The following is a 15,435-nucleotide window of genomic DNA, read 5'->3' as shown; positions in this document are numbered from 1 at the left end:
CGGGCATCGCTTGCTGAGTCAGAGTGTCACACTGATCACAGACCCATTTACCACGCACATGCTGTTCCTTATAGAACTGTGCCGGTCTGAAATGCAGTTTTTCACTGACATCTTCACCGATACGACGGAGTTGGCAGCCACAAGCACATTGGGTTGATGCAGGTTCATGCTCAATACGGATGGTGTGTAGATGATCTGGCAGTGGTCGACGTTTAGGTTTATTGGTTTTGGCTTTGTGTGTCGCTGCATTGGTTTTATCTGCATTTAGCCGTTCCAGTTCTAGATCAACCGCGGCAATATCTTCTTCAACCGCTTCATCCCATAGATGGATTTGTTTTGCAGTGAGATGTTCGTTTTTACTGCCGAATTTGTGCTGTTTAAATAGTGCGAGTTCATGCTCGTATTTTTGATTGAGAATAGAAAGATGTTGAACTTTAGAATCTAATTGCTGATTGGTGACTTCAAGATGTTGAACTCTGGCATCTAATTGCTGGTTTGATTGTGCTAGAGACTGATGCTGCATCGCCAACTGTCTGGTGAATTCCAGCAGTTGTTCATGGGTCAGTTGGCTTAAATCAGGCAGCATTTTCATGACCGCAGTATGCCTGAGGTCATGACGCAGAGGAAATAGAACGTTTGGAGAATAGCAGAATGGAACAGCCTAGTTTAGAGCATTGTTACCACTTGCTGTCGTCCAATGCGCTGCCAGGGCAAACCCTGAATTAATGCCTGTAACTGTTCTGGACTGAGAGCTACATTTTCACCCTGGTGAACTTTAGCCCAGTGGAATTTTCCCTGTTCCAGCCGCCTGGCACACAGCCAGATGCCCAGTCCATCATGTACCAGCACTTTCATACGATGGCCACGTTTATTACAGAACAGGTAGGCGCAATGCGGTTTGATTGAGCCAAAGGCTTTCATAATCTGCGCCATGGCCGTATCCATACCCGCACGCATGTCCATGGGCTGGGTAGACAACCAGATTTCATCGATACAGATCATTTGATCAAGCCCTGAAGTAAAAGCAGTAATTCAGTTGCAGACTCCACCGGCCATTCGATTTCGATCATCTGATCCCTTACGGAACCTTGTTCATCATGTAATGGAATCCTGATATGAGCAGTAGCTTTCTTCTCTGACACAGGTGGCGGAGGTGCTTCTTGTTTGACTGGCGTCGGGTGAATAATGACGGGAAGGAAGTCGGTCTGTGGAATGGATGAGATTGTTAATGATGGAACCATTGATCTAGACTGACGAATCCATTTATGCAACAGATTGGCATTGATCTGATGTTGCATTGCGACCTTAGCCACCGATGTATCTGGCTGCTGGCATTGCTGAATAAGTTGATGTTTAAATTCAGCCGTGAAGGTTCGACGGGGCTTTTTTAGCGTTGGTGCAGTGTCTATAACTGTCTTTAAATCCATAAATAGGTGTCCACTTAAATTTTAGTGGACACTATCGCGGTATTAATGAGTTAGAAAAAGTGGGGCTCAGCGGACGCTTACCCTTAAATTTCATTCCATATGAGTAAAGCGATAATTTATAGAAAAAGTTACGAGTTCAATATCACTCTTATCTTAATAGAAACTTGGTAGTACATAGCATCAAACACTGTTTCTTATTCTACTTAAACTGTAATCGGTATGAATTTTTCTTCATAATACTGAGATTAAATTACGATCAAAAATGACAACTTTAAAGTGGTACTTATATATTTCTTAACGGAATTTATGCTTCGTTATGTGCATATTAATTAACCCATCGGAATAAGCCAACAATTCAAATTATGGAATCATCTGCTTAAGCAGGATTCGAGTTATTTATTACCTCATTTTATAATCAGATTTTCAGAATATGAAATTGCCCTCTTCAACATTAAATGGGAGTCTAATCTTTTATCTTACTAAAAAAATCTGGTTCTTTTGAATTTATTCCATATGTGCCATGTCTCCATTTAGCCTGCGGCAAACCGAACTTTCCAAAACTTCCATTCTTATAATATTCTTGTAAATATTTTCGATTACTTTCAGACCTCCTAGCATAAACTTCTTTAAATGCCTCTAAGATTTCTGAGGCTGTATCCACATCAATCTTATTTGTATTCTTAGAGCGGTTAAGATATTTTTTCCATGCTGAATGATTTTTGGATTCACTACTGTCTTTATATTTCTCAATTACATCTTGTTGTTTAGTGCAGTTAGATAAATTTTGATCAATGTGTTGTTCATTTAGGCGATTAATTTTGGGTTTATGCCTACTAGATTCTTGCTTAAATCTTACTAAATAATTCTTATAATCTTCTTTTTGTCGATCCTCCTCCTGATGCTGCAAGTCCATGCTTAGGGTATTTTTCTGCTTTAAATACTTAATACGTTCATAATTTCCCGCAACTTGGATAGTTTCTTTATTACTTACAACATAAACCTTTTTTTTACGTAATGGCGCTGTATAAAAGGCAATCTGAGCTATGAAAATGTTTTTTACTTTCAATATTTTAATATGTGGTTCATAACAAGAATCTATATGTTTTTTATAAAGATTGGGACTAATAAACTCTACATTTGAACAATGTGGGAAAGGTAAGGATATCTTATTGTTTTTTAAAATTTTGCATGGTTTATCAATTTTTAAGTAGGCAGTTCCTATATCTTCTTCAAACCATTGTGCTATAGCAATATTAAGCAAATGATAAACTACAGGTTTATTTTTTCCTCCTATAATGCTATCGATTTTTGGCTTTAAACTTAGTAAGAAAAAATTAATATTTTGAATATTATTATTTTTCGTAATTTCGGAATATATATAATTTAAAGCATCAAAAAAATATCCTAGCAATTCTTTTGCTTTGTTATCCAGCTTTAAGACTATACTCTCATGATTGAGTGTATAGCCCTTTAAATCTTTATTTTTATCGATATATTTCATAACTTCCCTATTTTTTATTAGGCTCTATTAACTTTATCCTTCAGCATTTGAGATTATCCAAATCCGCTTTAATGGTAATTCAGCTTTTATGTCATCATTCAATTTTTCATAATTAAGAAAAATTTGGTTTAACAAATCATTCTGTGTCCAAAGTCTAACTCTAAAGAAGCTAGAAGCTAATTCTTTCTGCACATTCGATTTAAAGCCCCCCCAAGCAACAAATAAACCCTGCTTCGTATTAAATTTTGTCATCGCACCAATTAACTTATCTACAGTTGGTCGATCTACTTGTACATCTCCAGATTTCACTTCTACACAAATTTGCTGTTGCCCAAAACCCATAGGACCATCACCAGCTAAAATGTCTACACCACCATCTGCACCTTCTGGACTTTGCCAACAAGTATATCCTTGCGCTTCTAATACAGCTTTAACTAATAGCGTCAATCTATGACCTTTAAATTTTGATTCAATCACTTTTCGAATCTGATCTTGTCCTATAAATTCCAAATCAACTGAACTAGATTCATCCGAAGCATCTTCAAGTTCGATGTCTTTTTCAACCCCTTCGATTTTAATGATCTGATGCAAATTTTCTGGTTTCCATGAGTTTTTTTCCATTCTAAATAAACGTTCTTCAGCATTATTTCTCTGTATACGACAAATAGTCATAAAAGCCCCAAAGCTATAAAGAATATCCTGTGAAAAATGAGATCTTGGAATACCTGTAGCCAACCACTTCACTGAACGAGAATGTTTAAAAGGATCAATAGCCTTAGGGTCATAGGAATAGTCAGAATTAATAGAACCTATATAAATAACGGGTTGGAGTTTGGAGGGTAGAACAATCCGATCACCAACTTTCATCGTATGAACAAATGGCCAAATTTGGCTAGCATGATTTGATAATTTTCGCGGTTTTGCATCAGGGTCTATTTCTGATAATTCCGAGATTAAATCATCACGATTGATAATTTTTTTTAAATCTAAGTCTAAATTATCCCAAGTAACATAAGCTTTAGATGTGCTTAGAAACTTTTCTTCATACTCGCCTTGTGAGCCTGCTCTTACCAACCACACAGCCATATCATTTCTCCTTATGCCACCGCTTCATTAAACGCTTCAACAACACCAAATATGTTGTCAGCCTCTGCATCACCAAACACACCATCAATCCCTTCATAGTGGATCTGATTAAACGGTGGTTCATATAACTGCGCTGCTTCTAGCACGCCATTTTGAGTTAAATGATCAATTAGCATTTCCACAAAACGTATTTGTTTCTCGTTATACGTTGAGCCTTGCAAATACTTAGAAAAGGCTTCTTGTACCGCCTGACGCTCTAATCCGACCAGAGAACGAATGAAGAGAGGTAAGGATTTTTCAGTCCCAAAACATTCTTCAAATTTATCTCGGCTTTCAACTTCTTGAGCTTCAAAAACAAAGCGTTCTAACTCACTTAAATCAGTCGGTGTAAGAGTCAAACCACGTTTTAACTTTGCAATCGTAATATGATTTTCATTCGCTTTGATGAAACTTTCTACACGCTTACGGTACTGTGCAAGATTGACACCACTTGATACGACAGGAATATCAACCGCTTGCATATCTCCAATTTCATCATCAAGCATGGAATACACAATAGTCGATGTGGATTTTTCAATCAGTTTCACCAAGCCACGAATACGTTTACGCATCGCCTCAAGCATTGGCAAGGTGATGCCTTTCCAATATTCAACGGTTTGAATGTCTTGAATCAGCGCAATCTGTTCTGCAACAACAGGAATATTTTCTTTGCTTTCTAGCTTTGAAGCGATTTCAATCACTTTATTGGCATAACTCTGAATCGCTGTATTGTTCTTTTCCAATACTGCCAACTCAAGGTTGTAGCAAAGCATATCAAACAATTTGGCTTCTAATGTTTCAGGCTCAAGTTGATTCGGTAGTTTAGAAATGTGTTCTCGTAACGTACCAATGGCAAGGTCATCCAAGTTGTTCCAAGCATCATCATTTTTGAAGTGTTCAACATACTCAAGCTCAGACTTTACGATGAAATTCTCATTGTTCATGGACTTCACTTCAGTCTGTAAACTCTGACGCATATCTTGCTGTACAGCTTTTAATTCTTCGGTGGCATAGTCCTTCGCATTGAGCAGACTCAGGATATTTAAACGTGCTTTAAACAAACGTTGTCCGAGTGGCTCTGTGGTCGATACAGGTGCACCATCAGGGTTTTCATTGAAGTATTCAAAGTTAGAGCAATAATCGAAAATAAAGAATTCTTTTTTATCTTTTTCAGGGCTAAACAATTCTTTGCAGAGTCGTGTACCACGTCCAATCATCTGCATAAATTTCACTTTAGAGCGTACCGCTTTAAAGAACACCAGATTGACCACTTCAGGCACATCAATCCCTGTATCGAGCATATCGACAGAAATCGCAATTTGCGGCTCAGGCAAATCTTTTTTACTAAAATCATCAATCAGGCTTTGCGGATACTTGGTGGCGTGGGTAATGACACGGGCAAACTTACCATCATATTGCGGATAGTTGGCATTGAAACGATCTGCAATGAAATTGGCGTGTTTTTGGTTTACCGCAAAGATAATGGTTTTACCCAAACGATCACCACCTTCGGTTTTAATACCATTTTCCATCAAGTGCTTGAGCATTAAATCAATCGTGCCTGTATTAAACAGCTCTTTATTAATCTTGGATGCTGAGACTTCTTCAGGTGCATCTTCATCGCCCCAATTTAGACTGTCCCAGTGTTGTTTTTCCTCTTCTGAGAGTTCGTCATATTTCACGCCTTCACGCATAAATTTAAGCGGAACAGAATAAGCTTTGGGTGGCACGAGATAACCATCGGCAATGGCTTGATCAAGGTCGTAGTAATCGGTTGGGACACCGCTTTCTAAGCCAAACAGTGCGTATGTATCACGATCTACTTCATCTCGTGGCGTTGCGGTTAAACCGACCAGTAAGCTATCGAAGTATTTAAAAATCTCGCCAAATTTTTGATAAACGCTGCGGTGTGCTTCATCAATAATAATCAGATCAAACATGCCTGTACCGAATTGTCTTGTACCATCGGCATTTTTTTCGTCAATTAAGCCGATCATAGTTTGATAGGTAGAGAAATACACTCGACCCACTTGGTTTTTATCCTCAAGTAAATTGACGAATGAGGCATCTTTTAAATTGGCTTTAAAGGCGTTATGGGCCTGATTGACCAATGAAGTGCGGTCTGCAAGGAATAATGCCTTTTGTACCACATTGGCTTTCATCAGCACATCGACCAGTGCAATGGCAGTACGGGTTTTACCTGTGCCTGTTGCCATAATCAGTAAGCCTGCACGTTCTTTACGTTGATAGGCTGCAAGCATGGCTTTGATGGCACGAGTTTGGTAGTAACGCTCAACAATGTCCGCATTGATCGGGAAGCTGCCCAAATCAGGGTTGTTCTTACGTCTTTCGATCAGACGTTTGAGTTCTGCCTGCGTATAAAAGCCGTGAACTAAGCGTGGTGGGCCACCTTGCACATCATTCCAGATTCGGGTTTTATAGCCATTGGTATAGAAAATGACAGGGCGTTGTCCTGTTTGTTGTTCTAGGCAGTCTGCATAGAGCTTGGCTTGTTGCTGTCCAATATCAGGGTCAGTCGATGTGCGTTTTGCTTCAACCACAGCCAAAGGCAAGCCATTGGCATCATACAGCACATAATCCACTGCACCTTTACCCGAGGGGCTCGGCATGCCTGTAACAGCAACTTCCTCTCGAACCGATGTACCTATTTCCCAGCCTGCTTCTTCAAGCATGAGATCAATTTTAAGTTTTCGAGTTTCGTCTTCTTTATAGTCGGTATGGTCTTCAATTTTGCTGTTGGCAATTTTGGCTTGTTCAACGTCTGCACGTTTTTGTGCAAGTTCAGCATCTATATTTGCAAGTAATTTTTCACGCTCTTCTAAACTTGCGGACAGTTCAAATAGTCTTTGTTCACGTTCGCGTAAAGCTTTATGTTGTTCAGCAAATTGTTTTTCTTTAGCTTCTGTTTCTTTTTGCAGTTGTTCTTTGTTGGCGGTGATTTGCTGAGTATTGTCAGCATTTGGAATCAGTTTTGGATTAAATATAATCGACTGAGAACGGTCTTTTGACGGTGAACCGTAGTTACGTTCAAACCAGACATACATCAGGAATAAATGGCTGATGTGTTTTACAGTTTCTTCGGTGGTGAGTTGTTTGAACTTTTTCCCATGTACGGCACTGTTGCCGACCATGCGGATATTGTCCATTTTGTCCCAAATGTAGGGTGGAATTAAGTCTTTAAATTTGAGGTCGTTGAGTAAGTTATGCAATGAAGCATCATAAGGTTGAGTCAGTTTCTTATCGTATTGATACAGCCATAGCACAAGATTTTCAAGTGATGTACGAGCTGCGGCAAGGGCAAATTGTGGGGATATATACGTGAGCTTTTCGGCTTCTTTTGCGGTGGCTGCCAAGCTTTTAAATTCAGGTTCTAAAAACGAGAAGTTACTCATGTATATATTCCCTTAAATATTAAATTAAATTTTATAGATTCTTGATATTAAGTAATTTACTTATGTGTTAAAGAAAAAAAGTTTAACATTATTCGAGCGTATTCCATTTTATCTGATGCAACTGTAACACTAAGTTCATCATAAATATTGTCTTCATTTGGTCGAAATTTTGCGACCCCATTGGTTTGATATTGTCCTTTTAATTGATACTGATAATAAACAGTTTGTTGATTCGCTCTTACTATGTGTACAGGTGGTGTTGTCCCACTAAACTTAGTACCATATAGTTGATGATTTTGCCTTGCAGCTTCTGGGAAAAATGGTGTTGCGGCATCAAGTCCACAACCGACACAAGCAGGGACAGCATATAAACTTAGGTTTGACTTTTGATCTGTTGATGCAAGTGCTAAAACGGTGTTGCCATTTACACCAATAGCACCTTCCAATCGTGTCCATTCAGCAGGTGCTAAGATCCATTCTTCTGTTTCAGCAATGTTATATACCCTCATGCTGGCAGCAAGTTTTTTGGGTAAATCCATTGCGAAATAGCACTTTGACTTATTACAACTTGCTGTAGGTCTATGTGGTGCATCAGTTTCATCCATACCCTTAGGGACGCTGATCGAATATGCAGGGACTTGCACACCATTTTTAAATATTGCTGTACCTATAGCGGTTATAGGATGCATTTTTCTTTGTTCATTTACGCTGATATCTATTCTTACAGGAGAAAATGTATATTTTTCAGCAAAACTAGCAGTTGAAAAAAAACTTAAGCCAACGGCTACGATTAATTTAAATTTCATAACTATCCTTGTATTTATAAAGTACCGCTAAATGCTTGGTTTTGTAATGATGCAAAAAGATTGTCATTCTGCACTTCAGAATCACGCATTTTATCTTTTTGAATGTTAATTAAATTGGCAATTTTCTCAAATTTTTCGATCATATGATTAGCAGGTTTAATTAAATCAAATGACTTAAAATCCGTTGGAGATATATGTGGGACTGTAGTTTCAGTAATTCGACAATGTTTTTTAAATTCAGGCATAGAAAGTATTTGAAAAAGAAAATTTGCTCCGAAACTTTCTTTAACTCTTAACCTAGCAACACGTTGAACTAAAAGCATATTAGGGTCATTTTCTTTAACTAAAGTTATTTTAAATCCAGTTGAGATCCATGGACGATCCATAGCTACTAAAATATCATTTTGAAGAATTTTAAATCTTGAATATTTTTCAAGTTCTTTCTCATTCCAGTAAGCAGTATCATTCCAATCTAATGTATTTGGTAAAATATTAATACCTCTACATAACTTGATTCCTGAATCCTTAAAATCAGCACTTTTAAATGCAAAACCTGTTAAAAATTCAACTTCATCTTCAAATTTAACTTTTTCCCACCCTTTAGGATTACTCACAGGATCGCCAAACATATCAATAAAGGCGGCTTGTAAAAGCTGATCTAACTTTTCAATCGCTTGCTGACGTTTTTGGCGTAACTCATCCGCTTGATCTAAAATAGAGGCAATTCGGCGTTGTTCTGCAAGTGGTGGTAAATCAACTTTCAAAGCTTTAACCTGAGTTAAACTTAAATTTTGAATAACACCTGTTACTTTTGAGTTAGTAATCTGACTTCTTGCAATTTCACCACCAAGCCAATAGCTTAGATATTCGGGTAAGATTTTTTCAAAATCACATCGAATAATGCAAACAGCTTGATTACAATTTAGATCAGGGGCATCATCAGGTACAACACAAGAGCGTCCAATCGAACCAGCTATCGAAATTAATACATCTTTAGGCTTAATTACTGAACGGCTTAATTTCTCATGGGTTTGTTCATCAATATATAAAACATCATCTTTGAAATTTAATAACTTGTCGTGAATATTATTCACTCGAATAAATGGGATTCCATTTTCTTGAAATGCCATTCCTAGAGTTGTTGGTGTTGTGCCTTTGGTTACGATCTTTGTAACATCAGAAAGAGTAACCATTGTCATTTCAACAACTCCTTAAGCGTAGCCATTCCTTTTAAAATATCCTGTTCAAGCACTTCTAAATCCGCCAAAATTTTACTAGGTGCTTCATATTCCACTTGCGCATACACTACTTCCTTATAACGGTTAATCGACAGATCATATCCATTGGCAGCAATATCGGCTTTATCTACCATAAAGCTTTGCTCTGTGGCTTTACGAGTGCTTTCCGCTTCTAAGTTTTTAAAACGAGCAATAATGTCAGGAATGTTGTTATTTTCATGCTTAGACGCATCTAGTTCATTACGTTTATCATCCAGCGAATAACCATCTGCCTGCATATCATAAAACCAAACTTTATCCGTACCGCCCGACATGGTTTTAGTGAAAATCATAATGGCAGTTGAAACCCCAGCATACGGCTTAAACACACCTGACGGCATCGAAATAATCGCTTCAAGCTTTTGCTCTTCGACAATCTTTTGACGCAAATCTTTATGTGCTTTCGATGAACCAAATAACACGCCATCAGGCACAATCACCGCAGCACGACCACCTGTTTTTAACAACCGTAAGAACAAGGCTAAAAACAGCAATTCAGTCTTTTTGGTTTTAACAACGGCTTGAATGTTCTTGGCACAGCTTTCGTTATCCAAACTGCCTGCAAATGGCGGATTGGCTAAAATTAAACTGTATTTTTCAGCAATATGCGAATGCGCTTCACTTAAAGAATCACGGTTTTCAATACTTGGGTTTTCAACACCGTGTAGCATCATGTTCATCGAACCAATACGAAGCATGGTGCTGTCAAAGTCATAACCAAAGAAAGTATCTTCACTAAAACGTTTTGCTGCTTCAGGATTGGCAAAAATTTCAGTAGAGTAATGATCGTTTAAGTATTCACTTGCTGCGACTAAAAAGCCTGCTGTACCACAAGCAGGATCACAAATGGTATCCGTTGGTTTAGGTTGCATTAGCTCCACAATCATCTTGATGATATGGCGAGGGGTACGGAACTGACCGTTTTGACCTGCCGAAGCAATTTTACCGAGCATGTATTCGTAAATATCGCCTTTGGTGTCTTTATCATCCATGGGTACATCGGCAACCAAATCCACCACTTTGGTGAGTAGCGCAGGCGTAGGAATGGTAAAACGTGCGTCCTTCATGTGATGGCTGTAGGTGGTTTCGTCTTCTGCACCTAAGTTTTTAATGAAAGGAAAGACTTCATTGGCAACGGTATTATATAGTGTTGCAGCATCGCCTAAAGTGATGAATTTCGACCAACGTAAGTGGTCTTGTTCAGGCGTAAAAATTGGATGTTCTACAGCTTTCTTTAAACGATTGGCTTTCTTTTCTTTTGCAATCTGAATTTCATCAAGTCGGCGAATAAAAAGCAAATAAGTCATTTGCTCCATGACTTCTAAAGGATTGGAAATACCACCACTCCAAAATGCATTCCAAATCTGGTCAATTTTGCTTTTAATTTCGCCTGTAATCACGTAGATAACTCTCAAATTTTCTTTGAGAGTATTGTGTATGATTTACAAAGGGAAATCTATGAGAATAGAAGAGGATACGACAGAACTTGGCGTGACATTAACAATAATTATTTTGTAGAACGCTTATGATCCGTATAGTCTACTTGTACCTCACAAAAAACTCCATTTCCATTCGCTTTAAAATACCTAATTGGTTTTTGCTCCAACTCTGCAATTACCCTAAGATCTTCAACCATTTGCTTACTTAATTCATTTCTTCGTTTGTCGTCTAAATCAATATCTTTTGTCATATTAAAATCTTTACATCTTCACTAGATATCAAATCAATTTCGAAAATATATAGGTGATAATCAAACACAAAAAATTAAATTTTACGATTCCTCAATTTTTGAAATACAAGCTATAAGTCTTTCTAATACCCTAATTTCTGACTGAAGACTCTTCAAATACATTTGTGCATCAAATACACAACCAGAGATTTTATCAACTATGATTGGATATAGGTGCATATATTTAGCTAATATCTCTATCTCTAGTTTTACATTATCCACCTCTTCCCCAAGTCGAGTGTAATTTTCATATAGTTGCTCATGAATTGAAGATAGAGCAGTTTTATTGGCTAAATAATCAATCAAATCAGAGTGTCTATACAATGATGTATATTTATAAGTACATGTCGAAGTATCAACTGCTATAAAACCACATTCTTGTAGTTCCCTAACAATTTGATAAATTTTTTGATAGAATTTTTTAGCCTTAAATTCTGGATAGGCTTCAATAAACATCTTTCTGATATCTTTAAATTCTTTTGCTTTAAAAGCTATTGTTGCCAAGAATTTAACCAAATACCCCTTAAGACTCTGATTTATACACATCATACAAATTTACCGCATCACCATGAATTACCACAAATATCCTATTTTGGGATATTTGTGGTAATAGTACAACATCTTGAGCTATGAGCTCAATACACGATCCTCGGTATAGAAAACTGATACAAAAACTGATTGCTATACGTGAGTTAAGAAAAATTACTCAGGTAGAATTAGCTACGTCTTTAGAAAAAAATCAATCCTACATTGCTAAAGTTGAAAACTATGATAGAAGGATTGATATCTTAGAATTATATGATTGGTTAAAAGCTTTAGATGTGCCAATTGAAAACTTTTTAAAAGAAATTTTTAAATAAGTTATTTTTTCACAAATTCAATAATGCCTTTATTTTCAACAATTTCTTTTTTAGTTAAAGCTAATTGATAGATGACTGAGGCCAATTGTCTACTTAAAGATTCAATTTCTGCATTAAGTTTTTCATTCTCAATCATTAATTCTTTATATTTCAGATTTTTTGCATGTATGAGCTGTCGAGTATCCACACCTGAAGTTGAACTTTGTTTATTTCTTTTCCGCTCAGCTTCAAGAATATCGTGTTTCAAAGCTAGAATTTCTTCCGTGTTGCCTTTAATTGCACCACGTTTACGTTTAGCCTCTAAAGCTACAGTATCAAAATTAATTTTATAATTACCAGTAACAACAGTACCTTCGTTCCTAATAAGGCGAGCTAAAGCATCTCGGTAATCTTGAACGAAATCTTTACGTTTACGCATTATTAGCCTCACAAAAAATATTTCTCTTTTCTAAAATTTTATCAATTGATTCAATTTCAGAACGTAATTGAAGTGCAAAATGACTATCTTCATCAAATAATTTAATCTGTTTATAAAAATTTTCTTTGGCAGTAGTAAGAGCTTTAACTGATTTTTCAGAAAAAATCGCATCTTTGCAACTGATACAAGCTGTTATAGATAAAGGAGATATTTTGTCACAAATACCATTTCTATTACATCCTCCTATAGCCGTTCTTTTATAGAATAATTTTCCATTTTTAATATCTTTTAGAGCCGATTTACTGTCTGTAAGAAATATCGGAACTATAGGATCGTTTTTTAAATTTTGTAGACGAATACCACTTGCTCCAAATAAAGGTTCAGTAGCATTAATTACATCTTCCAAGAAACATTCATTATTGTATTTATGAATTTCATTTTGATATGCTTGAACTAAAGTATCTTCTGCAATAAAGTTAGGAGCGAATTCACTTTGATTACCATAATAATATGTCATATCAGACGTCAAATGTTTAAGTTGAGCCTTTAATGCTGGTGTTTGTACAAGAGTACTTCTAGCTGCATATACAGTCAAAGTCCTCCTAAACTGATGGTTATTAATAGGAAAGTTACAACCCAACTGAACATTATAATATTCAAGTTCACTTTCAGTAGCTGTTAGTTTCAACTCGTCAAGATCATTTTCATTAACAATAAAATCAAAATTAAAATATTCAAATGCTTCATCCAATCTCACTCTTGCTTTAAGAGGAAAATTATATAAAGCTGAATTTAACTTATCACCTCTACCTAAAAATAACGGAAATTCGGAGCCATTAACCCTTTTAAAAGCAGAATCATAACCCGTAATTTTATTGATACTTTTGAGAACATCTATAGCCTTTTTGACAGCACAGCTCGTTATCCACGTAGCTTTCATTGGTCCATTATTAGTTTCTTTATTTGTATAGCTGTTGAGAATATAAATATCTCTGTTATTTTGATTCAATTCAATAAGACAATTTTCAGGAGCATTTAAAATTTCACCGGCACGCATCCCAGTAAACATCAATATCCTAGATAAAGCTATATCTGATATAAGATTCAAATAATGAAGCACATCAATCTTTGTTAAAATATTATATTTATTAGCCAATAGTTCAAATTTTTTAACTTCATTTTTATGATTGTACTTAATGTTCTGGGAACGATAATAAATTCTCCCATTAACTTCTTCAACACTTTTTGACCTTTTCTTAGCAAAATCTTCAATCTCTTTACAATATAATAAATATTCATCTAATATAATTTCAGACTGATTATATATGTGCGAGTATATTCTTGTAGGTATTACTAAATGCTGATTACTAACTTCTACTGGTCTTGAATTCAATAAATTATTTAATTGATTAAATTGATTAGCACTAAGAGTAAAATTATGATTTATATATATATTATAAAATGAAGATATCTTCTTAAAAAATGAAAGCATTAATTTAATTTGCTGTCTACTCTTTTCAGCCACTCCATCAATAATTTTTTTAAATAACTCATTATTGAAAGAAATAGTAGATAAAGTAGTATTAATACTACTTGCAACCTCTATAACAAATCTAATTCTGCCATAATCATCGACAAGCTGATTTATTTTATTAGCACCTGAACCAGTATAAGCATATAATAATCCATAAGAGATAAGTTTAGCCTCAAAAACCAATTTATCCTGAAGTTCCTTATCATTATTCTTAATAAAATTAAAGTTAACAGTTTTACGTCTATTTATTTGAGAAATCTGACTTGAAAAGTCCCAAACCATGTCAGAAAATCTCGATTTAACATTTCCGTTGGAATCATACGAGATAGTTGTAGTATTAAGGGGATACGTTACAGCATACTCAACTTCTATAAGCTTATTAGTTACCTCAGGTTGCTTTAACATTACAAAACTCCTAAATCAACTAGCATATTAAGATGGTTATCCCAAAATTCATCTAAAATACCTTCCTCTGTTTCATTAATTAACTTACTAACTATTACTTCAGTTTCTGGATACTTTGAAACTATTAAATTAATTATTTCATCAATCCTATATTTAATTTGAATAACTTCATCTTTAGTTTCATTTAACTGAGAAACAATCATTTTAAAAGAAAGCAATCTTCTTAAATCGCTTTCATTTGTAAAAATTGTATAATTATCACAGAAAAGGCAGCTTTCCGTATTAGCACAATTAGGCTGAATAGAATCGGAATTAAAACCATTTTTTAAAGTAGGTTTAATATTTTTACAATATCCGACTGCATTTTTAGAAATTTCTTTTTCATTAATATTTACAGCAATATTCTCCGCATATATTCTTCCTTTATGTATTGATTTTTCTTGAACTTTATTTAAAAAATTACTAACTTCTTCTGCCATTACTGCAAATGAAACATCAATATAATTTTTAATAGCAATTGGTTTTGAATTTCCAAGTTTTGTGGCTACTAAGCTGGAATCATTTGTGTTGGCTGAAAAGAAATTTCCTACATTGTTTCTTAATTCAGTATTTACAACCTTTCTAGTTCCATAAAGTCTGCTTAATATTTTATAATATCCATAAATATAAACTTCATCAAATGGACGAACTCTAATTTCATCTGTTTGTACTATTACAAAAAAAAGTTTATTTAATGTAGTTTCATCAAAGTATTGATTTAACTCTCGTTTTAAAAAATCAATAAACTGTAAATATAATTTAAAGTATTGTTGAAACTTGGCAGAGTAAAACTTGAAGTGCGACATAAACCACCTAATTAATTTAAAGGGTTTATGGAGTATATAAAATTGTCATACCATCATCTTAACTTTGAAGATCGTACTGCATTAATGCTTGAGTC

General features: G+C 35.4%; 15 protein-coding genes. 1 reads left to right on the top strand and 14 read right to left on the bottom strand.

The window, feature by feature from the left end; translation table 11 throughout:
* The 11 genes from FTU01_RS14960 to FTU01_RS14910 form a co-directional block, all read right to left on the bottom strand.
* On the bottom strand, positions 1–592 hold a 592-nt coding region (locus FTU01_RS14960; RefSeq protein ID WP_180139890.1), incomplete at its 3' end, for an IS66 family transposase zinc-finger binding domain-containing protein.
* A gap of 74 nt (positions 593–666) precedes the next feature.
* Positions 667–1,002, bottom strand: a complete 336-nt coding sequence (gene tnpB / locus FTU01_RS14955; RefSeq protein WP_180139887.1) for an IS66 family insertion sequence element accessory protein TnpB — start codon at positions 1,000–1,002, stop codon at positions 667–669.
* Positions 999–1,427, bottom strand: coding sequence for a transposase (locus tag FTU01_RS14950; protein WP_180139884.1), 429 nt, complete (start codon positions 1,425–1,427; stop codon positions 999–1,001). The genes tnpB and FTU01_RS14950 overlap by 4 nt, the downstream gene beginning before the upstream one ends.
* A 463-nt stretch (positions 1,428–1,890) precedes the next feature.
* The gene (locus FTU01_RS14945) at positions 1,891–2,928 is read right to left on the bottom strand and encodes a hypothetical protein (RefSeq protein ID WP_180139881.1); all 1,038 of its coding nucleotides are present in this window, start codon (positions 2,926–2,928) and stop codon (positions 1,891–1,893) included.
* 33 nt (positions 2,929–2,961) lie between these two features.
* Entirely contained in the window at positions 2,962–4,014 is a 1,053-nt protein-coding gene (locus FTU01_RS14940; RefSeq protein WP_180139878.1) for a restriction endonuclease, read from the bottom strand.
* Between the two features lie 11 nt (positions 4,015–4,025).
* On the bottom strand, positions 4,026–7,466 hold the full coding sequence (locus FTU01_RS14935; RefSeq protein WP_180139874.1) for a DEAD/DEAH box helicase family protein: 3,441 nt from the start codon (positions 7,464–7,466) through the stop codon (positions 4,026–4,028).
* Between the two features lie 56 nt (positions 7,467–7,522).
* A complete protein-coding gene (locus FTU01_RS14930) occupies positions 7,523–8,272 on the bottom strand; it encodes a DUF4850 domain-containing protein (RefSeq protein ID WP_179988797.1) in 750 nt (249 codons plus the stop codon).
* A 14-nt stretch (positions 8,273–8,286) separates the two neighbouring features.
* Positions 8,287–9,471: a restriction endonuclease subunit S gene (locus FTU01_RS14925; protein ID WP_180139871.1), complete on the bottom strand. Its 1,185-nt coding sequence runs from the start codon at positions 9,469–9,471 to the stop codon at positions 8,287–8,289.
* Positions 9,468–10,949 carry a class I SAM-dependent DNA methyltransferase gene (locus FTU01_RS14920; protein ID WP_180139868.1) on the bottom strand — a complete coding sequence of 494 codons (1,482 nt, stop codon included), beginning with the start codon at positions 10,947–10,949 and terminating at the stop codon, positions 9,468–9,470. The genes FTU01_RS14925 and FTU01_RS14920 overlap by 4 nt, the downstream gene beginning before the upstream one ends.
* Before the next feature lie 107 nt (positions 10,950–11,056).
* Entirely contained in the window at positions 11,057–11,239 is a 183-nt protein-coding gene (locus tag FTU01_RS14915) for a hypothetical protein (RefSeq protein ID WP_180139865.1), read from the bottom strand.
* A gap of 81 nt (positions 11,240–11,320) precedes the next feature.
* A complete protein-coding gene (locus FTU01_RS14910) occupies positions 11,321–11,782 on the bottom strand; it encodes a hypothetical protein (protein ID WP_257233767.1) in 462 nt (153 codons plus the stop codon).
* Positions 11,783–11,907: 125 nt separating this feature from the next.
* On the opposite strand from FTU01_RS14910, the gene FTU01_RS14905 reads away from it, so the two are divergent.
* Entirely contained in the window at positions 11,908–12,138 is a 231-nt protein-coding gene (locus FTU01_RS14905) for a helix-turn-helix domain-containing protein (protein ID WP_180139863.1), read from the top strand.
* A 1-nt stretch (position 12,139) separates the two neighbouring features.
* On the opposite strand, the gene FTU01_RS14900 is transcribed toward FTU01_RS14905, so the two are convergent.
* Genes FTU01_RS14900 through FTU01_RS14890 form a run of 3 tightly spaced genes read right to left on the bottom strand, consistent with a single transcriptional unit; the run spans position 12,140 to position 15,340 of the window.
* Entirely contained in the window at positions 12,140–12,556 is a 417-nt protein-coding gene (locus tag FTU01_RS14900) for a hypothetical protein (protein ID WP_180139860.1), read from the bottom strand.
* Positions 12,549–14,495 (bottom strand): hypothetical protein, encoded by a 1,947-nt coding sequence (locus tag FTU01_RS14895; protein ID WP_180139857.1) that lies wholly within the window; start codon positions 14,493–14,495, stop codon positions 12,549–12,551. Before FTU01_RS14895 ends, FTU01_RS14900 begins: the two co-directional genes overlap by 8 nt.
* Positions 14,495–15,340: a hypothetical protein gene (locus FTU01_RS14890; protein WP_180139855.1), complete on the bottom strand. Its 846-nt coding sequence runs from the start codon at positions 15,338–15,340 to the stop codon at positions 14,495–14,497. The genes FTU01_RS14895 and FTU01_RS14890 overlap by 1 nt, the downstream gene beginning before the upstream one ends.
* Between the last annotated feature and the right edge of the window lie 95 nt (positions 15,341–15,435).

Source organism: Acinetobacter sp. YH12043 (genome assembly GCF_013419915.1).
In the GTDB taxonomy this organism is placed as follows: domain Bacteria; phylum Pseudomonadota; class Gammaproteobacteria; order Pseudomonadales; family Moraxellaceae; genus Acinetobacter.
The sequence above is the reverse complement of the archived record's forward strand: the minus strand, read 5'-3'. Positions and strand labels throughout refer to the sequence as shown.